Source organism: Kurthia huakuii LAM0618 (genome assembly GCF_000505545.1).
Lineage (GTDB): Bacteria > Bacillota > Bacilli > Bacillales_A > Planococcaceae > Kurthia > Kurthia huakuii.
Genome location: NZ_AYTB01000008.1, coordinates 124253 through 144369, shown reverse-complemented (window position 1 = coordinate 144369; position 20117 = coordinate 124253). Strand labels below are relative to the sequence as shown.

The 20117-nt window shown below is 39.5% G+C and carries 24 protein-coding genes; 5 read left to right on the top strand and 19 right to left on the bottom strand.

Annotated elements, in window-relative coordinates:
- Positions 1-118: 118 nt before the first annotated feature.
- The gene (locus V514_RS0105005; protein ID WP_029498685.1) at positions 119-1588 is read right to left on the bottom strand and encodes a hypothetical protein; all 1470 of its coding nucleotides are present in this window, start codon (positions 1586-1588) and stop codon (positions 119-121) included.
- 147 nt (positions 1589-1735) lie between these two features.
- Here V514_RS0105005 and V514_RS0105000 point away from each other — a divergent pair, with 147 nt between their 5' ends.
- Positions 1736-1954: a hypothetical protein gene (locus V514_RS0105000; RefSeq protein ID WP_029498684.1), complete on the top strand. Its 219-nt coding sequence runs from the start codon at positions 1736-1738 to the stop codon at positions 1952-1954.
- 34 nt (positions 1955-1988) lie between these two features.
- On the opposite strand, the gene V514_RS0104995 is transcribed toward V514_RS0105000, so the two are convergent.
- Complete coding sequence (locus tag V514_RS0104995) at positions 1989-3302, bottom strand: LysM peptidoglycan-binding domain-containing protein (RefSeq protein ID WP_029498683.1); 1314 nt, start codon at positions 3300-3302, stop codon at positions 1989-1991.
- Between the two features lie 203 nt (positions 3303-3505).
- Here V514_RS0104995 and V514_RS0104990 point away from each other — a divergent pair, with 203 nt between their 5' ends.
- Positions 3506-4072, top strand: a complete 567-nt coding sequence (locus V514_RS0104990; RefSeq protein WP_029498682.1) for an undecaprenyl-diphosphatase — start codon at positions 3506-3508, stop codon at positions 4070-4072.
- A 55-nt stretch (positions 4073-4127) separates the two neighbouring features.
- Here the strand turns inward: V514_RS0104990 and V514_RS0104985 are convergent, their stop codons facing one another.
- Positions 4128-4421 carry a hypothetical protein gene (locus V514_RS0104985; RefSeq protein ID WP_235073109.1) on the bottom strand — a complete coding sequence of 98 codons (294 nt, stop codon included), beginning with the start codon at positions 4419-4421 and terminating at the stop codon, positions 4128-4130.
- Positions 4422-4558: 137 nt separating this feature from the next.
- Here V514_RS0104985 and V514_RS20330 point away from each other — a divergent pair, with 137 nt between their 5' ends.
- Positions 4559-4714, top strand: a complete 156-nt coding sequence (locus tag V514_RS20330) for a hypothetical protein (protein WP_161630169.1) — start codon at positions 4559-4561, stop codon at positions 4712-4714.
- 38 nt (positions 4715-4752) lie between these two features.
- Here V514_RS20330 and V514_RS0104975 read toward each other — a convergent pair whose 3' ends face one another.
- A complete protein-coding gene (locus tag V514_RS0104975) occupies positions 4753-5538 on the bottom strand; it encodes a TrmB family transcriptional regulator (protein WP_029498680.1) in 786 nt (261 codons plus the stop codon).
- A gap of 93 nt (positions 5539-5631) precedes the next feature.
- Between V514_RS0104975 and V514_RS0104970 the strand changes: the two genes are divergently transcribed.
- The gene (locus V514_RS0104970) at positions 5632-6399 is read left to right on the top strand and encodes a TSUP family transporter (RefSeq protein WP_029498678.1); all 768 of its coding nucleotides are present in this window, start codon (positions 5632-5634) and stop codon (positions 6397-6399) included.
- Positions 6400-6450: 51 nt separating this feature from the next.
- Here the strand turns inward: V514_RS0104970 and V514_RS0104965 are convergent, their stop codons facing one another.
- Positions 6451-6885, bottom strand: coding sequence for a hypothetical protein (locus tag V514_RS0104965; RefSeq protein ID WP_029498677.1), 435 nt, complete (start codon positions 6883-6885; stop codon positions 6451-6453).
- Between the two features lie 207 nt (positions 6886-7092).
- Here V514_RS0104965 and V514_RS0104960 point away from each other — a divergent pair, with 207 nt between their 5' ends.
- Entirely contained in the window at positions 7093-7326 is a 234-nt protein-coding gene (locus V514_RS0104960; protein ID WP_029498676.1) for a hypothetical protein, read from the top strand.
- 154 nt (positions 7327-7480) lie between these two features.
- Here V514_RS0104960 and V514_RS0104955 read toward each other — a convergent pair whose 3' ends face one another.
- From V514_RS0104955 to V514_RS0104890, 14 genes are all read right to left on the bottom strand, one after another.
- Positions 7481-7903, bottom strand: coding sequence for a hypothetical protein (locus V514_RS0104955; RefSeq protein ID WP_029498675.1), 423 nt, complete (start codon positions 7901-7903; stop codon positions 7481-7483).
- Positions 7904-8035: 132 nt separating this feature from the next.
- Complete coding sequence (locus tag V514_RS0104950) at positions 8036-8281, bottom strand: hypothetical protein (RefSeq protein ID WP_029498673.1); 246 nt, start codon at positions 8279-8281, stop codon at positions 8036-8038.
- A gap of 173 nt (positions 8282-8454) precedes the next feature.
- Positions 8455-9180, bottom strand: a complete 726-nt coding sequence (locus V514_RS0104945; RefSeq protein ID WP_029498672.1) for an exonuclease domain-containing protein — start codon at positions 9178-9180, stop codon at positions 8455-8457.
- A 12-nt stretch (positions 9181-9192) separates the two neighbouring features.
- A complete protein-coding gene (locus tag V514_RS0104940) occupies positions 9193-10119 on the bottom strand; it encodes a DUF294 nucleotidyltransferase-like domain-containing protein (RefSeq protein ID WP_029498671.1) in 927 nt (308 codons plus the stop codon).
- A gap of 84 nt (positions 10120-10203) precedes the next feature.
- Positions 10204-11529 carry an ammonium transporter gene (locus tag V514_RS0104935; RefSeq protein WP_029498670.1) on the bottom strand — a complete coding sequence of 442 codons (1326 nt, stop codon included), beginning with the start codon at positions 11527-11529 and terminating at the stop codon, positions 10204-10206.
- Between the two features lie 307 nt (positions 11530-11836).
- Complete coding sequence (locus tag V514_RS0104930; protein ID WP_029498669.1) at positions 11837-12514, bottom strand: hypothetical protein; 678 nt, start codon at positions 12512-12514, stop codon at positions 11837-11839.
- A 157-nt stretch (positions 12515-12671) separates the two neighbouring features.
- On the bottom strand, positions 12672-13676 hold the full coding sequence (locus tag V514_RS0104925; protein ID WP_029498668.1) for a CAP domain-containing protein: 1005 nt from the start codon (positions 13674-13676) through the stop codon (positions 12672-12674).
- A gap of 109 nt (positions 13677-13785) precedes the next feature.
- The gene (locus V514_RS0104920) at positions 13786-15303 is read right to left on the bottom strand and encodes a class I adenylate-forming enzyme family protein (RefSeq protein ID WP_029498667.1); all 1518 of its coding nucleotides are present in this window, start codon (positions 15301-15303) and stop codon (positions 13786-13788) included.
- 127 nt (positions 15304-15430) lie between these two features.
- Positions 15431-15604 carry a hypothetical protein gene (locus V514_RS20325; RefSeq protein WP_161630168.1) on the bottom strand — a complete coding sequence of 58 codons (174 nt, stop codon included), beginning with the start codon at positions 15602-15604 and terminating at the stop codon, positions 15431-15433.
- Between the two features lie 48 nt (positions 15605-15652).
- Positions 15653-16753 (bottom strand): TFIIB-type zinc ribbon-containing protein, encoded by a 1101-nt coding sequence (locus V514_RS0104910; protein ID WP_029498666.1) that lies wholly within the window; start codon positions 16751-16753, stop codon positions 15653-15655.
- Positions 16754-16765: 12 nt separating this feature from the next.
- Complete coding sequence (locus tag V514_RS0104905) at positions 16766-18043, bottom strand: SPFH domain-containing protein (protein WP_029498665.1); 1278 nt, start codon at positions 18041-18043, stop codon at positions 16766-16768.
- 120 nt (positions 18044-18163) lie between these two features.
- The gene (locus V514_RS0104900; RefSeq protein WP_029498664.1) at positions 18164-18397 is read right to left on the bottom strand and encodes a hypothetical protein; all 234 of its coding nucleotides are present in this window, start codon (positions 18395-18397) and stop codon (positions 18164-18166) included.
- 27 nt (positions 18398-18424) lie between these two features.
- Complete coding sequence (locus V514_RS0104895; RefSeq protein ID WP_035944313.1) at positions 18425-19042, bottom strand: RraA family protein; 618 nt, start codon at positions 19040-19042, stop codon at positions 18425-18427.
- Between the two features lie 113 nt (positions 19043-19155).
- A complete protein-coding gene (locus V514_RS0104890; RefSeq protein WP_029498661.1) occupies positions 19156-19929 on the bottom strand; it encodes a protein kinase domain-containing protein in 774 nt (257 codons plus the stop codon).
- Between the last annotated feature and the right edge of the window lie 188 nt (positions 19930-20117).

Genomic DNA, 20117 nt, shown 5'->3' with positions numbered 1-20117 from the left:
TGTTCCTTTTTTAGCGTTCGCCACAAAAAACCGGAACCGCGCCACAGCGCGATTCCGGTTTTTCTTATGCTCATCTGAGAGGGTGTTGTTACACGTATGTCCCAGCCTCTTTTTTAAATTATTTTGCAAGTGTTAATACAATCATTTTACGCACAGCCACATACGTCATTTCATTGTACACTTCAAGTGATGCAATCGTTTTTAATAAATCATAATGCGCCGGCGTCAATACTTTTTTATCGTACAGAGCGTCGTACTGCAGCTCACGACAGGCAAAACCTTGTGTTAATTGGTGTTTTTTCAACAATTCGACGACAAAATAATCAACCACTTGCTGTAACGCTTCAACAAGATGTTCATATTGATAATTAGCATATTGGCGTTCAATTTCTGCTAACTGCCACAAAATATGTTTCCATTCTACGGTGTAATAGGCCGGCTGTTGAATTTGTTGATGTTGCTTGTCCATAAAGGCATCCATAAATGGTTCAAATTGACCTTGCTCATCATAGCCTTGTCGGTCGAAACCATCGCGATTAAAACCAAATATCGTATAGCCATCTGCATCATAGCCTTCTACATCGTAGCCTTTTTTATCAAAACCATACATATCAAAACCCGCTTCGTTGTAGCCTTTTTTCGTATACCCAGCGCGATTATACCCTGCTTCATTATAGCCTGCCTTATTGTAGCCACCGCGGTCATAGCCTTGTCGATCATAGCCCGCTTGATTATAACCATCATAAGCAAAACCCGCTTCATCAAAAGGCGTGCCATTTTCATGAAGTCCTTGCTCATTAAAGCCATATCGATTATAGCCCGCGCGCGTCAAGCCATGTATATCAATGCCCTGTTTATCATAGCCCGCTGCATCGTAGCCGGCACGGTCGTACCCTTTTTTATTAAAACCTTGTGCATTATAGCCCGCTGCATCATAACCTACTTCATTAAACAATGTGCCATTTTCATGAATCCCTTGTTCATTGAACCCTTTCTTATTAAAGCCTTGCCGATTGTACCCAGCACGATTATAGCCTTTAACAGTAAATCCTTCGTCGTCATATTTTGTACCATTTTCATGCTTTCCTTTTTTATTAAAACCAAGCTGATTGTACCCAGTACGACTATAGCCCGCTTCGTTAAAACCATCGCGATTAAAATGCTCTTCGTCATACCCATTGTTATCAAAGCCCTCTGTATCATAGCCGTGTTCATCGTACCCTTGTTCATTATATTTCGTGCCATTTCGATGAATCCCTGACAAACTAAAACCTTGTCGGTTATAACCTTGCTCATCAAAGCCTTCTTTATTATACCCAGCGTTATCATAGCCTTTTGCACTAAATCCTGTCATATCAAAACCAAAAGCATCATACCCAGCTTTATCATATGCGGTACCATTCTCATGAATCTTACTACGGTTAAAGCCTTGTCGGTTAAAACCAAAATAATTGTAGCCATTCACATCATAGCCAGCATCATCATATGGCGTGCCATTTTTATGTAATCCACGCTTGTCAAAACCAGCATCATCATATTTTCGTAAGTTGCGTTTTAAGTTGTCATATCCCTCGGAATTCATTGTCATCGCTGTCACTCCTTATAACTTCTCTCTTAATTATAGGGTAAATCTATTTTTCTGCCAATTAATTGTAAACTTATATCCTAAGCTGAACAGGTTTCTTTCTTTTTCAACGGGGTATTATGCTACTAAGAACGAGTAGAGGTGATTCACATGACAAAAAAATTAGTCGTTTCACAACCTTCTTGGGAATACCATCGTTTGGTGCGTCTATTACAAGAAGAAGTGTCCGATCTACGCAAACAAAATAATGAATTAAAACGAAATATCATTAAAAAAGATACGCAATATATAGCGCTTGAAAAGTACGCAATGGATGAAATTAACACATTGCAAAATCAATTAACCGATGTTTTAATTCAAGGTACGTAAAAACCCTTTCCAACTAATGGAAAGGGTTTTTTTATTATTGAATTTTAATTTTTTGACCTTCATACACTAAATTTGATGACAGCTTATTCGCTTGTTTTAATTTTGTTTCGGTCGTTAAAAAGGCACGCGCAATCGAGGCTAATGAATCACCTGCTTGCACCGTATAGTAGCGCGCATGTATTTTTGCTTTTGTTTTCTTTTCTGCTGATACTTGTTGTACTTCCGGTGATGATTTTGTCGCTTTTTCTGTTACGTTCTTTTCTTTAGTCGCAACCGTTGTTTTTTGCGTTGCTTTTGGTGCGCTATTTTTCGGTTCTTCTTTTACAGCTACCGCTAATTTTTGACCTTTTTTAAGTGAGGCTGATGATAGGTCATTCCACTCTTTTAATTGCGCTGTTGTAATATCGTTGTGCTTCGCAATCGCTGTTAATGAATCGCCTTTTTTAACACTGTATTTTTTCGTTGCTGTGTACGTTTTCTTTACAACTTTTGGCGTCGCTGGTGCAACAACTACTTGTTGTTCTTCGACGGCAGTCCCGTCATTCACTTCGACAACGAGCTCATCACCAATGGCTAATAATGTTGATGTTAAGCCATTCCACTCCATTAGCTGTTCAACCGTTATCGCGTATGTTTTAGCAATGGCGCCTAGCGTATCACCAGACACAACAGCAATTACTTTTTTCGCTTCAACATTTGTTGTTGTCGTACCATCTTCATTGGCAACGATTTCTGTTGAGCCAGCCATCGTATCAAAACGCGTCAAATCATAGTCATCAATAATGGCTTGCAGCTTACTAGCATAGTTTGTATCCGTTGCATAGCGACCTTCTAATGCTTGAAGTGCTTGTTTATAAGACATCGTATGTTGTTTTAATACACCTTGATAGTATGTACTATTCCCTGATGTGCCACCTGTTAACAATACCGCATAATCTTTTAACGATTCTTCATAAGAGGCATATTTTCTAAACGAGGCTGTTGTACGGAAAACGGTACCATCCGTTGTTTGTTCATTTGTTGCAAATGATGAACTTTGGCCATTGTATTGGCCTTTAATGCCAAATAAGTTGTAGTTTGGTGCCGATGCAAGGCCACTTTTACCATAATTACTTTCAAGTGCTGCTTGCGCTAACATAACAGATGCATATAAATTGTATTCATTTGCAATCGTCACAACATCTGTTGAAATCATATCAATAAATGCGTTGCCGGTAGCAGTTTCTTGCGTCAACGGTGTATTTCCTACTACCACTTCTTCTGCGCTAGCAGTAGATGTCATTAAAGGGGTTGACAATGCTGTAAATGCTGTTAATACAGCTGCCGCTACTTTAATGTTATATTTCATGTTCTTCTCCTCCTGAAATGAACGCTATTTTCATAATTATTACTTCATAAATGATACCACGTTCTGTATTTTTTAGGAAATATGACGTATGTGCTTTTTTCGCGTTTTTTTTAAGGCTTTTTTCACTTTCCTCGGTATTTTTTTCATGTGCAACTTTCTGAACGTAAAATCGTTTATAGTTGCAAACGGAAAGAAGGGTTTATGTGAATTACGAAGTATTAAAAACCATTAATAGCCTAGCAGGAAACGGCACAACACCACTCGATCAACTTATGATTTTTACGACGAATGCCGCGCTCTATATCCTCGCTATATTATTGTTATCATTATTTTTATTTGGTAATGCCTATACGAAAAAGACCGCAATTTACGCAGGGATTGCTGGCGTTTGTGCAATTTTAATAAATGTCTGCATCGCACAGTTTTATTATGAACCACGGCCATTTATCACCTATCATGATATTAACGTGCTCGTACCACATGCTGCAGATGCTTCATTTCCTAGTGACCATACCGCTGGTGCGATGGGTATCACATTTATGTTATTACTACGTCACATAAAATGGGGTTGGCTTCCGGTTGCATTTGGATTGTTAACAGGCTTCTCTCGCATCTACGTTGGCAATCATTATCCTGGCGATGTCTTAGCCGGTATTGCTATTGGTTTTATTGCGGCAGCAGTAATCACGCAGCTTCGTGTGATTATGGAACCCCTCACTACCGCACTCGTTCGTATATGGTATAAGCTTCCGCTAACGGGCCAGCCATAATATAAAAAAGAGAGCACTACGTTAACATCGTAGGCTCTCTTTTTTATACAATTTGTTACATTGGAAGAAACATAAAGACACTTACTAAGACAATCCCGATAAATATACCGATTAAATTAATCCAACGCAGAGGTGTTTGTTCGCGAAGAAATCCAAAGATACCAAAAATAACACCAACAAAATAAATTAAAAAGCCGACAAAAACTGTTGTCCAGCTTGCTATTGCTTCAATGCGTAAATCTGCGCTAAACGGTTGCGTCATTAAAAATAACCCAACGTATAAAAATAAAAAACCAATCCAATTTAACTTACCATCCATATGCGACAATGCTCCTTTTAAATCATTCATTATTTAGCATAGCATAACGAGCGCTGAAACAACATTGTCGCTATCGATTGTCACGAATTTGCAAAATTTCAAGAAGCGTGACAAGCCTTTTTTTGCATAGTACAATAAGTATTATGATAGTTAAAGGAGTTTTCGTGATGACTGAAAAAAAACCAATTACTAAAGAAATGATTCAACAGGAAATTTTAAGACTTGGGCAATTATTAAACAATCCTGCTATTTCCGAACAGCAATATTTAAAAGAAAAAGAAAAGTTAAATCAATTGTTAGCCGATTTTCAGAAACAAGCGTAATTGCTTGTTTTTTTATTTTTATATAGACTAGCGAGTTTTTATTTATCGAAAAAATCAAACCTTTCTTTTTTCACCCACTGTTCGAGTGATACATCGCCATTTCTTTTTACTAAACGATTCACCAGCACATCATGCCAAATGTAATCTTCTAAAATATAGAGATGCATTTCATCGTCAGTTAAAAATGCCGACAAACGCTCGGTAACAGGCGAACCATATAATGCTTCACGATGATCGATGGCGATAATAAACCAGTGTGGATTTTGTGTTGTTGCTAAATGGTACGTTGTGCGGTGTGCGTCAACCGTTGATACAACATCTTTTGCACGAATTGTAATCCCCTTGACAGCAACGCGCTTAGCGGCTCGTTCAATATCTTCGCGTAATAAGTCATACATATCATCCCACATCGAAATCATAATCGACTGCTCGGCCTTTTCAAGCAAGTGACGGCAATATTGCATAATCGATTCTTTTTCTTGCAGCGTGAGTACTTGCGCTTGTTGCTCTACAGACTCCGCTTCTAATGCCGACAATGCCCCATTCATGTGTTCAATTGTTGTCGTGAAATCTTGCTGCGCTTTTTCAATAAATAAAGCTACAGGTAATGCGCGATAAATCGCTGTTTTTTCTGCATTTTCTTTTAACGCGATACCCTTTTCAACTAAGGCATCTAATGTGCCGTAAACGCGCGCGCGCGGCACCGTTGATAATTTACTAATTTGCGCGGCATTTGCTGGGCTTTCTTGTACAAGTGCAATATAAACTTTCGCTTCGTATTCTGTTAAACCTAGTTGCTTTAATTGGAGAATTAATTCATCCATGTAATACCCTCCATCACTTTTTTTATTATTTACAACTATAACACATTAAGTTACTATTACGGTAGTAACAAAAGAAAGGGATGAGATATTTTAATGTTTGATTTAGATCCACAACTGCTTATTATTCTTGTACTTTTTGGTTTTTTAGCTGCCTTTATCGATTCTGTTGTTGGCGGTGGTGGATTGATTGGCTTGCCTGCGCTATTGTTTGCAGGCTTAAATCCTGCCGCCGCTGTTGCAACAAATAAATTAGCTGGAACAATGGGCTCCTTAACGTCTGTCATTACATTTTATCGTTCAGGAAAACTCGATTTATCTGCCGTGAAAAAACTTTTTCCACTTGTTTTTGTTGGTTCTATGTTCGGTGCTTGGGCGGTTCATTTAATCGATCCTGCTGTCATGAAGCCACTGATGCTCATTATGCTCTTTGTCGTCTTGATTTATACATTATTAAAAAAGGATTGGGGCTCTACATCAACGTATAAGAAATTAACGACAAAACGCTTCGTAAGCTTTATGCTGATTATCTTTTTAATTGGTGCATACGATGGCTTTTTAGGTCCTGGGACAGGGTCATTTTTCATCTTTGCCTTTTTAATGATTGGCTTTGATTTTTTACGCGCTGCAACGAGTGCTCGATTTTTAAACTTCGGTAGTAATATCGCCGCGTTACTCGTTTTCGCATCGCTTGGACAAATCAACTACGCTTATGGCTTGCCAATGGGGATTGCGCAAGTGTTTGGCGCAATCGTCGGTACACGCTTTGCTATAAAAAAGGGCAGCGGTTATGTACGCGGGCTATTTATCGTTGTGACGATTGCCTTACTTGCTAAAAATACGTATGATTATTTCTTTAGTTAAACAAAAAAAGAGAGCTTGTGCTAAAGCACAAGCTCTCTTTTTTATAGTTGATTAGTGATTTGCGTAAACTTTATCTACGCTATCACGTTTACCGTTCACATAGAAATCAAGTGTTTCTACGTTTTTAGCATTTTCAAACTTGTAGATTGCTTCACTGTCTGCAGCGTTTGCAACAGGTTCAGTTGTAACGTCTACGCGGTAGTTTGAGTGACGTGTATTATTTTCTTTTGTGAATTTCATGTCCGTGATTTTCACTGGGTTACCGTCTTTGTCTGTTAAATCTTTTACATATAAATATTGGTTTGTCGCATTTTCGATAACGATTAGACCTGCATCTTTACCGTCTTTTGCTTCATTGTAATACTCAGTTGCGAAGTCTTCTAATTTAGAAGCATCCACTTGTTCAGATGTTACAGCTTTTTCGCCACAACCAGCTAGTAATACCGCTGAAAGTGCTGCGGCTGCAAATAAAGATTTTTTCTTCATTGTTGTCATCTCCTGCATTTTCATATAATTATACGACAGCTCTTACATGTTGCATTTATATCGTCTTGCCTATTCTAACAAATATGATAGACGAAAAGCAATATAACTCAACAATGTTCGCCGAATTGTAATAATAAGCATAAACACTATAATTTATGTCTTATGCTATACTGAAGTTGACCGTTATAAAAGAAGGAGTTTTGCGATATGAATATGGAAACATCAAAAGACCCTAGCGTTCTAACAAACGATGAACGCAACGTCTACATTTATGCATTAAAAGATGAATTCAATAGCATGGGTATCGACGCCAAAAAACAACATTATTACATCGATAAAATTATTAATACAACCCCTGATAATATCGTCTACTTGCGCCGCTTTGGAGCTATTGCGGTTTCACGTGAGATTATGACTCCAGGCAATGTCTTTGGCGCCTAAACAAAAAGAGGCTGGGACATACGTGTAACAACACCCTCTCAGATGAGCATAAGAAAAACCGGAATCGCGCTTGGCACGGTTCCGTTTTTTTGTGGCGAACGCTAAAAAAGGAATAGGAACTGTTTTGTAAAAGCCTCTTTTTTTATGTTTGCTATTAACGATACATTGAAAAATTACCGTAATAATTATTTTTTGGTCGTTTTAATAATAAAATTAAACTAATAATATTGGCAATAACGACAATACCGCCCGCAATAAACGTCATGTAAGCTAATACGCTGTCATGACCGCTTAATGCGTCCATACCTAAAATCATACCCAAGATAACAGCTATAAATATGCCGATAATTTGTAAGCTACTATGTATCGCCTTGGCTTCTTCTAAAAATACATACAATGCGGTCGTAATAGCATAAATGATAACGATAAAAATAATGGCAAGCCACATACCCGGCCCCATCCATTGATTCTCCAATGAACCTGTTTGAGCAAGCGTTGACTTCGATGCACATAAGACAAGTAACAATGCTCCAATTAATGATAGTCCATAAAACAGGACAACTTTACTATTGTTCATGACTTCCTCCACATATCGATTATTTATTATAAAGTATACCATACTCAAAACCACTAGCAGAACGAAAAAAAAGATTGGAAACCGTCCGCTGTGGTTTACCAATCTCACCTCATTTGCCATGTATGATCATCGCTATGCAACTGTAATTCTGTGTTCATATAACTCTCCAGGATACTCAACTCGTAAAAATGACATGACCGAACCAACTAATTCTTTTGGCAATTCAAAGTGAACCTCATTTAAATGCCACTTGCGTCCTAAGTTATAAATACTATCAACAAATGATTCCGCTGTATGAACAACTTGACGTTCAAAATTTTCTGTCATATAAGCTACTACATAATGCGCATCTTGCTTTGAAACCGTAACATTTAACATATACATCCACTCCTAATATGAATTTTATTGAAATCATCTAATGCAAAGATGATAGAATAAATATAACACAAAATAGCGAAAAGTAAACGTAAAACACTTTAATTTAGACATTATTAACGAAAAATTAACAATTGCGGCACCTTTCAGTCAAAAAATATAGTCGCAATATATCGTCACAATCTCGCGAAGCGTTCATAAACATCTTCTAAATGTTTGCATCCTCGCTTCATCGCTTGCGTAACATAATGTTGCCAAATTTGCGCTGTCATGTTGGCATCTCCTAGCGCATGATGTCGCGCAACAATTGCAATATTTTGATGTGTGCAAACATCATCCAACGTTACAAGTTCACGATTGTCTTCACAAATTTGAATTAAAAAAGCCGTATCGACAATGCGCTGATTAAATGGTACTTGTAAGGCATGCTGGCTATAGTGTTTCATAAAATTCCGCTCATGACTAGCGTGATGTGCAACGAGCGTACAACCTTTTGCAAAAACGAGGAATGCTAGTAATGCCTCACGAATCGATGGCGCATTCGCCGTCATCGATTCATCAATACCCGTTAATTCAATAATAGTTTGCGGAATGCACTGCGTTGGCTTCACGAGCGTATAAAAAGACTCATTTAACATGCGGAATCCGTGCATTTTAACAGCACCAATCGAAATAATTTCATCACCTTTTTGTGGACGAAAACCCGTTGTTTCAATATCAAAAATGACGAGTTCTAGCTCATTTAGCGGTGTTGTAAGCGCATGAGCATCGACTAATTTTTGTTGGCGCAAACTTCGTAAAAATGCCATCTGTTCAGCATTTTGCACATCGCTTATACCCGACACAAGCGATTTCCCTGTCAATGTACGTACGAATCGTAAAAAAGCTTCAAATGCCTCCATCGTCCTCATCCTTTATGTGTAACGCGCCATGACCGCTTCATGGAGCTGTTTTGCGCGTTGCAATATCTTTTTTAATAGGCGCCTATCTGCTGTTGATAACTCGTTTAGCGAAATATAATACGTGTCCTGATATTTTTTAGGTTGTTGATAACGAAAACGCAACGATAACAATGCCTCAAAATAATAACCCACATCTTCTAGTAAAATTCGTTGCTGCGGCGCTAAAATTGCGATGCGCTCCTGCGTAGATGTCGCGTGGACATGATGCTCTAACGCTAATAATCGCACACAATTAATATACGGTAAAAAGGCGCTATATTTTAAATCAAGCTTTCGCTGATACTCACCGTAGCGCTCTGGCAGTAATTGACCAAATGGACCTAAAGCTCGTTTGAAATGCATAATATTCGTACTAAATCGCTTCAATAGCTGTGGATACTGTGAAATATAGCCATCAATTTGTCGTTTTAACTCAAGTAATAATAGGTCATCACCAAACAACGACCGCGCATCGTAAAAAATTTGTGTATAGCGAATCTCAGACCACGCTGCTGCTTGTAACCATTGATTCAGCTGCCGTTGCCACATGTCAACGGAGCCATTCCATTGAGGATTTGACGTCATAATGCCGCCATCACAATAGGCATACCCAGCTGCCGCTAAACGATGCGATAACGCTTGACCAAACGCCATAAAATAATCGGTATATGCTTCATTTGTATAAATTAACCCATGATCTTGATCGCTCCAAAATCCTTGTTCTTTTCGACCACCACTGCCTGTAATAAATACGGTAAATCGACATGGCGCTTGCCCAAGCTGCGTTAACGTATCAGCAATTAATGTTTGCATTAGCGCATCATGTCGTTCATTTAATGCGCTTACAGAAGGACACGCCGCAAAATATTGTTGCCGTTGCTGTTCATTTGTACATTTCACGACCACTTCACATCCTATACGATAAAAAAGCACCCTAGCCGTTCATGCGATTACATGCGGCATAGAATGATTTTTATCGATTATTTAAATATGTTTTGGTTGTTGCTTCGCATTTGTTGATTGTTGTTTTCCCGCGCTCATTATTGTAGAAGGTTCAGCACCTAAATGCTCCGGATAACCGTAGCCGCCATGCTCTGAAATATCTAAGCCCATAATTTCTTCCTCTTCACTAACACGAATGCCACCCATTGCTTTTTTCATCACTACTAAAATCACATATGATACAACGAATGCATAAATACTACAAACCGCTACACCCATAAATTGTACCCATAACTGTTCGAAGCCACCACCGTAAAACAACCCGGCTCGACCAACACCTGTTGACTCAGCCAATGCGCCAGTAGCAAAAAATCCTGTTGATAATGTACCCCAAATCCCTGGAATACCGTGTACAGATACCGCAAAAATTGGGTCATCAATTTGTTTTGCTTCTAAGAAACGCGCCGCAAAGAATGTGATAACACCCGCTATTAAACCAATGACAACCGATGCCCAAACATCAACAAAGGCACACGATGCCGTAATTGCCACAAGCCCTGCTAATAAACCATTTAAAATCGTTGGAATATCTGATTTCCCTAAGACAACCCATGAAATAATCGTTGCAGCTACAGCACCAGCTGATGCTGCAAGTACGGTATTTAACGCCACATAACCAAAGAATGCGCCATCGACTGAGACCGTTGAACCCGCATTAAATCCTAACCAACCGACAAATAAAATTAATACCGCCAATGCTGAATACACTTGGTTATGACCAGCAAATTTATTCGCTGAACCATCGCTATTAAACTTCCCAATACGCGGTTTTAAGACGATTGTTGCCGCTAATGCTGCCATAGCACCTGTTAAGTGCACAACCGTTGAACCCGCAAAGTCTTGTTTCCCATGCTCTGCTAACCAACCACCGCCCCAAATCCAATGGGCAATTACCGGATAAACGAATATACCGAATAAAATCGTAAACATAACATAAGCTGAAAATTTTGCGCGCTCTGCAAAACCTCCGAGCGCAATCGTGATTGAAATACCTGCAAATGCTAATTGGAACACAAAGAATACTGTAGCAGCTAAACTATCACCCGAAGTCAGCGTACCATCATAAAAGAAATTAGACATGCCGACAAATATGTTGGCGTTCTCTCCAAAAATAAAGCCGTATCCAACTGCCCAGAACACTAATGAGGCTAAACCAAATGTAAAAATTGTTTTCCCAGCTACGTGTCCGGCATTTTTCATGCGTAGTGAACCTGCCTCTAACAAAATAAAACCAGCAATCATAAAAATGACTAAAATAGCGGCCACCATCGTCCACAAACTGTTCATCAAGTACATCACGTCATCCATCTACTTCTCCTCCTAGTTATGTTAGGAAACCAACTTTTTTTCTTGATATGTGAGTTTTCCTAACATTTAATTGATATATTTATTTTTGCTCAAATTGAGATTGTTTTCAATATTTTCTGTTAATTACACGCATTTTTTCAGTTATTTTTTTCAACTAGTAAGCGTTTTCATATATAAATAACGTATTGTTTATCTTTTTTTGAGATGAATAGCGTGTTGTTATCTTTTTTTGTTATAAGAACTATGCTATATTGAGATTATTTCCCTACATAAAAAAGAGGTTTCCTTTTATTAGGAAACCTCTTTTTCAAAGTTGTTTTTCACGTTCATATTGTTCAATCCGTTTAACAGAAGCACGCAATGATTTTGTCGCACATGTTTGACAAATAAAATTCATTTCTTGGCGATTTAAACTTTTTGCTTTTGCTGGAATGACAAATGTTGTTTCCTCTACTGGAATCATGGCACTACAGCGATAGCAATAATGTTTTGAACGCGCCGCTACTGCGCGAATATTTTCGTAAAGATACATGCCATCTCGCACAATGATATTCGCCGGGATATGTTCACGTAAATACACCGCATCTAAACACATTTGTTCAGCGACTCGTTGCCCTTGTTCCAATGTCATATTTCTCAAATGTGTGGAATCAAGGCGCGCTGCACTACTTAACTCATGCTCAAATGTTGTCGCAATATAGGCTGCCGCTTGCCGACGTTCTCTTGTCATACACGCCATACACATATTTTGACGATGAAAATGGCCATCATCACTCGACAACGCTAAATAGACATTCATCGGCTCCATATAGCGAATCGTCGTTGAACAACTTGAACAGATTTGTTCTTTACGTGCACTAATCGTACGCATTTTCGCCCACGCACTATTAAAACCTTCATAGGCATCGCCATCCGCCATCTTTATAATATATTGTGTATTAACAATCAATTCTCGTGTATCACGCTGTGCTTGAATCATATCCATCTTATGTTCCCCTCAACCTTCTAATACTTTTGAACCTCATTATTGATAATGGATAATAGTTTTTTTATACTACCTAGTAATTCTATTGTATCATAAAAAGCGATAAAAAAAGAATGAGTTTCCACTTTCCTACTCACTCTTCTTTCATATAAGTTATTTACATTGGCGTATAAAAATTAATCGTGTAATACGGCACATTTTTCTCGTCAAATGCGACACCTACCCCGACATTCGTTGCTTCTTTGCGTAAAATATTTTCGCGGTGCCCTAAGCTATTCATTAATCCTTCATGTGCAAAAATCGGGCTAATTTGACCATATGCTAAATTTTCAGCATAAAGACGTTCATTTGTATAACCGGTTGCCGTCATACGATCTTTCGGCTGGCTGCCATCACTTCCAGTATGCGAAAAATAACCTTTATCAATCATATCTTGACTATGTGCACGCGTTGCGACTTTTAACTCTTTATCATACAGTAACGGCTTTAATCCCGCTTCTACGCGACTTTGATTCATTAATAATACCATTAAACGCTCATAGCTTAAGCGCAATTCCTTATCCGGTGTCGCATAATAGTTTTTCATTTTTTGTTCTGTTTGAACGGTAACATATTGCACGGCTCGTACACGATTTTTATTGTGTTCATCAATAAAGAACCATAAATAATAGCCATCTTTTTCATAGACAAGTTGCTGTTGTTCATCTTGTTTTGAAAATTGATACATCGTCAAACCATGCCGAATGCCATCTAGTGGTTCTCCATATAATTTTTGAACATCTGCTCGAGTCGTTTGACCAATCGTAACATTTAAAATTTTGCGGCCCTCGCCTGCCACATAACCACCCGACTCATCTGCTAACGTTAATGTGAAATCTTTGTATTGATTATGCGATACAATCCAATCAACGCCGTACTCGCTTTTGATGCGCGTTACTTCGTTTAATGTATCAACGGTAATTTTCTTTTGTGGTTCACTCGCGGTATCACTAATTGAATTGACGCCATTTTGTGCGATTTCGACAACTTGTTGACCACCTTGCGCCAACCATTCCAAGCTATCAGCCGCGTCATCTAACAATTGTGGTTGCTCTTCTTTTACATATTGAAAACAAAGGGCTAACACGAGCGCAATCATCACTAATTTAAATAATGCTCTCATACAACACCTGCTCTTTCACTATTATTATACATAACGACGCCTAGTAGACACCAATAGTTCGCACAAACAAAAAAGGAATAACACCGATGTGTCATTCCTTTGCAAAAAATTATTTTTTTAACGTTTCTTTTAAATAGTCTTTTAACAGTTTTCCAGAAGTACTACGCGGCAACTCGTCGACAAATAAAAACTTCTTTGGAATTTTATAACTTGCTAAATGCTCTTTACAATACGCAATAAGCTGTTGTTCTGTTACCGTTTGATTGTCTTTTGGAACGATTGCGACCGCAACAATCTCACCCCACACAGCATCAGGAATCCCCATAATCACCGCATCTTCAACCGCTGGATGAGCGAGTAACACATTTTCAATATCGACCGCATATACCGTTTCGCCACCAGATAAAATCATATTATCCTTGCGCCCAACGATCGTAATATAACCATCGATATCTTCAACCGCTAAATCACCCGTAAATAACCAGCCATTTTTTTTCATCGTAAACGTGGCGGCGGGGTCATTATAATATTCGGTCATCATTGCTGGACTCTTAATAATGATTTCTCCTTGCATACCCGGTGTCACATCTTCCATATAATCATTGACAATGCGCACCGCTGTTAATGGCATTGGCTTCCCCGTTTTCCCTTTATGATGCAGCTGCTCAGACGGCAACAACATCAACCCTGTTGGTCCACTTTCGGTCGTACCATAAATATTAAAAAATTGCGTAGTTGAAAACAATGCCATTGCCTGCTCAATAAGCTCGACAGGCATCGGTGACGCACCGTAGCTCGCAACGCGCAAATCTGGCGCTGAAAAATCAGTGGGCGCTTGTTGAACTAACGCATGGTACATTGATGGCACGCCAAAGAAATGTGTAACGCCTTTCGTCTGCATCCACTGTAAAATTTCATTGGCATCAAAATGCTCTTGAATCATTAGTTTGCCGCCAACTAATGCCGTCATCAGCATAATGGCATTGAGCGACATTCCATGACATAATGGCACGCTCACCGCATAAACATCGTGGCGCGTCATCTGACTTAAACGCTCGTAAATAAACGCGGTATCCATCACCTGACTATGGGTAAAAAGCGCACCCTTTGGCTTGCCCATCGTCCCTTGCGTATAAAGCACTTCCGCAAAATGTGAATCTTCTAAATGCGTTCCGACCGGCTTTGTCGATGTTGCACATAAGGCACTTAGCGGCAAAAAGCTGGCATGTAGTTGCGTCCCGCGATGAACGACAAATTTTAATGATTGCTCTAACTGTGAAACAGCCTGTTCCACCAGTGGAATAAAGGCTTCATCTACGATAAATGCAACGGCATTGGCATTTTGTAATATGTAAGCCACTTCAGGCATTGCAGATAAATAATGAATCGGCACAAGTATCGCGCCAACTTTCCAAATTGCATAACTAACAATCACAAAATCATCGGAATTTTTCATTAATAGCGCAATATGGTCCCCTCGTCGAATGCCGCGATCTGCCAAGCCTTTCGCATAGCGATTGGACAACTCATCTAACTCTTTCCACGTATAACGTTGCTGTTCGAATTCTAAACACACTTCATGCGGTATGCGTAAAGCGTTCATTTCTAACGCAGTTGTTGTATTCATGTCCATCCCCCTAGTTAAAGCGTCTATTTGCTAGTTCTTCATACGTTGTTGCTCTTATTTTACACAATTACCGAAAATTTGAAAATAAAAAAGGTTAAGTTCAATACTTAACCTCTTCAACACGTTATTATTTCTTTTCAAATGTAAAATATACTTGCGCTGCACCAATAGCTAACACTGCGGCTGCTGTTAAGTGCATGACCATATTCGCTTCACGTGATAAACTATCATACGTCACGATTGTGAAAAATAAGCCTGCAATGATCCAGATTGAAAAGAAGATTCGCTTAAACCATAACAAAACGAATAACTCCTCTATACATTTTTCTTTTATTGTAGCATATTCCGACTACGATTGAGTAAAGGCATATATTACATAGATGGAAATTAATGCAACAATTACCGCAAGCGTCACGCGAATTGGTGAAATTGGTGCACGACCACCGACTTTCCCCGTTTGGCCATTCACCATAAATTGATACACTTTTTCTTTGTAGCGGAATGACGATAGCCACATCGGCAACAGTAAATATTTATAGGTAATTTGATCATGCGTCGTTGAAAACTGTAAATTAGCAACTTGCGAAGCGCCATGCTGCCGCAAGATGCGCTGTGTAATTTCCGAATCAAGCGTCGCATGAATTTGCCGCTGCGCAATGCCCCAGCCTTCATCTAAGCCGATACTGTAACGCTCCGCTAAAAAGCCCGATAAATAATCCGGTTTATAGACCTTGTTATCAACTGTATTGTACGGCTCGACTTTCCGTAATAATTCACCGTCGTAGCGCGTTGATGCCAGCACAAGCTCATCATCTACAAAACGTTGATAAACACCCGACGTGCGGTACCAATCAATTTCAGTACGCGTATTCCCGTCTCGGTCCTCAACAATACGCATAATGCCATACGCTGCCGTATAATGCGACATCGTATTGGAATCAAACGTCCAATACGGAATATACACACCACTAAAGGCATCTGGTTTTGCCGATTTCTTTGCAGCACTCGGTGTAAAAAATCGCCCTTTTATCCATTTTTGGAAGTTTGCGCCCGCTTCTTTTTCAGTCACATGAAACGGACACACCCCATTAGGCGCCAATGTTTCAATCGTAGATGCTTCCATCACTTGGTGCGAACCACAATAAGGGCATGTATCCGCAACTTGTAACGCATCATAAATTGACTCTGCACCACATTCTTCACAGACGAGTGTTTTTTTATCGACACCCCAGTCATAACTTTCACGGCGGTCTGCCGCTTTAAAATCCATCTCTTGCGCCGTACGCTGTGCTTCTTTTTCAGGAGTTGCAATTTCGGCCTCATAGCCACAATACGGACAAGTCAACTTTCCCGATGTCGGGTCAAATACAATCGAAGCGCTACACATCGGACACTCGGTATCAAAATCAACTTTTACTGCACTGGCGTCACCGTCATGTTGTTGCGTCATATTAAAGCCCCCTTACTGATTAAAGGCTTGACCGCATTCGGGGCAAAACTTCGGAACCGGTTGACCTGTAAGTACTTCATAACCACACTTCGAACATATTTGCGCAGTTGGTTTTGGCTTGCCACATTCCGAACAAAACTTCCCGCTATTTTCAGCGCCACAACTACATGACCATGTTTCTTTTTCAGGTTTAGCTTTGCCACAATTTGAACAGAATTTACCGCTATTTGTCGTGCCGCAGTCGCACGTCCATGCATTTGCTGCGGTTGGCTGTGATGGCGTTTTAGCGCCCATTTTATATAACTCGCCGGCATTCATACCGCCCGCATTTTGCGCCATCCCCATGCCCATAAAGCCACCAATCGCACCATTTTCATTTTTTGCCGCGTTCATCATCGCATCTGCTTGTGCTCCGGTAATTTGTGCCGCGCCCATCGTTGGATCACGTAGTACTGCATTGCGTTGTAACTGCTTAATCATGGCTTCATCTTCATCCGATGCTTTCATCGTGCTCACACCAATTGTGCCTACTTTAATGCCGCGCGTTTGCTCCCATTTTTCCGATAATACTTTATTAAGCGCATTGGCTAATTCAATTGTATGTGCCGGCACTTCGCTATAACGCACACCTTGCGCTGAAATTTGCGCAAATGCTGGTTGTAATGCAGTCATCATTTCGGACTTTAACTGCCCATCTAATACATCTCGCGTAAAATAATCGGCGACATTGCCACTAACATTCGTATAAAATAATAACGGATTCGTTATGCGATAGGAGTATTCTCCGTGACTACGAATCGAAATATCAATATCTAAACCAATATTGCGATCGACAACACGAAATGGAATCGGTGCCGGTGTTCCATATTTATTCCCGATAATTTCTTTCGTATTAAAGAAATAAATACGTTGGTCTTTCGCTGGTTCACCACCAAATGTAAAACGTTTACCGATTTCTTTAAACGTCTCTTTTAAATTGTCCATAACATTACCATCATAGAAAATACTTGGCTCTGTCGATGTATCATATACAAATTCACCGGGCTCTTGGCAAACATCGACTACTTTCCCTTGCTCAACAATCATCATACATTGCCCATCATTAACCGCAATAATCGAACCATTTGAAATAATATTTTCGTTGCCTTTATTCGAACCGCGCTTCGTTTGACGGCGTACACCCTTTTGTACGAGGACATCTGCTGACATTGCCTCGCAATAAAAATAATCGCGATATTGATCTTCTAAGACACCTTTTGCAGCACCCACACTTGCTTTAATTAATCCCATTATTATCCCTCCTAATCATCGTTACCCAAATTTTAACATTACCTAATCGTTGTTACCATGTACAAGCCTATAATTGGCCACAAAAAAAGCCCTGCATACTACAGGACTCTGTCATCGTTATTATGATGCGAATGTTAAAAGAACGGTATAAATAAATAATAAGCCATTTAAGAGGCCGCCACTTAATAAATACACAGCATCTTTTGCTTTTACAGCAAATACTAACCCCGTAATTGTTATCGTAGCAAACAAGGTAACAAATAACAAGATGTGCATATGTACGCCACTCAAACTAAATAGCGTAAGTATCGCTATGACACCACATAAAATAGAATAAATTCCGAAACGATTCATGAAAACACCTCATGAGTCAGTATACTATTATTTTAAAGCATCTGTCACTTTTGTTAAATGCGCAATAATGCTCTCGTGTGACGCTGTAACGGTACGTTCACGCTGCTCATCTTTGACTAACTTGTCAATGGCACGCTGCGCAACTTCGGCCGCCACTTCCGTTGGTATGATTACTACGCCATTCGCATCGCCCACGACAATATCGCCTGGCTGCACCGTTGTATCACCAATTGTCACCGGAACATTGACTTTCCCACCGCCATTTTTGACGCCAGCAGCAGGTGTAATACCTGTCACAAATGCTGGAAAATCAAGTGCTAATACCGCATCAACATCGCGAATCGCACCGTTCACAACAAGGCCGCCAATGCCAAGTTTTTGCATCATTCCAATAACAAAATCTCCAGCGATTGCGCGCGACGTATTATTTTCAATATCGACAACTAAAATATCGCCTGGCTCTGCTCCTAACATCGCTTCCATAACCGCACCATTTTCATAAATTGGTAGTTTAACGGTCACCGCTTTCCCAGCGATATGATGACGCGCATCAAGTGGTTTAATCGTTGCTGGCAAATGGTTTTTGCCATTTAACGCATCGCTCACAGCTGTTGTTGGTAACGTTTGAAATAACTCTACTGACATGTAAATTCCTCCCATCTATCTACTATAACAGTAAAATTTATTGAATATTTTGTCAACTATCCAATTTCAAAAAAAGAGGTGTCGCGGTTGATTAACGACACCTCTTTTTTTAGTTATAATAATTCATCTATACACGTAGCTAAAGCTTCATCAAACATTTCCAATGACTCAAAAAGGGGATTCAGGCCCATAGCGCGTGACAATAGCTCATTGATTTTTTGCGTATAGCGGCGCTGTTCAAGTACGACCTCAGCCTTCCTCCACTTTAAACGCCCCGTTTCATCGGTCAGTAGTAAAAACAACCGCGCTAATTGGTCGATATCACTACAAACGGTCGTTTGCTTATATAATTCTTCAGTTGGCGAATGTTGCAGTGTTATTTTTGCAGCTTGATCAAACCCAACAATCGCCAATTTTTCTGCATGAACAATAATATTTTCTGGTGTTAAATGGCGGTGAACATACCCTTGCAGATGGATTTTTTTCAGTACGATACTGACACGTTGAATCATCCGAAGGGCATCGATTACCGCATAGGGCCCGTTATCTAAAATTGGACGTCCCTCAATATAGCTCATCATAAAAAAAGGAACTTTAGCGACGAAACCATTGGCTAACCATTGAGGTACATTTTCTAGTTGGAGTGCTCGTAATATTTGTTGCTCCTGTTCAAACCGTTTTTCATATTTCGAACGATTTAACGTACGCTTGCGCATCCGCTTTAAAACAATCTTTTCTTGTGTTCGGCGATTTTCTACTAAATATAAAATATTGGCTGAATTTTTTTGCAACATTTCACTATAAGTAAAGGGTGTATCCGTTGCGATAAACTCTAAAAACTTTTGATTCGTCGACAATTCTTGGAAGTTCTCAAGTGTCTTCTTCATTTTCTGGCCCCTCACATACGTTCAACTCACTAGCTGTTATTATTTTTCTAATTTATGTGTAAAATAACGCATTATTCTTTTCAAGTTTACCGAACTTTCAATTCTTTTTCAATATAACTTAAATGCTTTTCTCGGGCGATAACAAAAAGCCCCCGTCATGCATGAGCATAACGAGCGCTTTTGTCGTT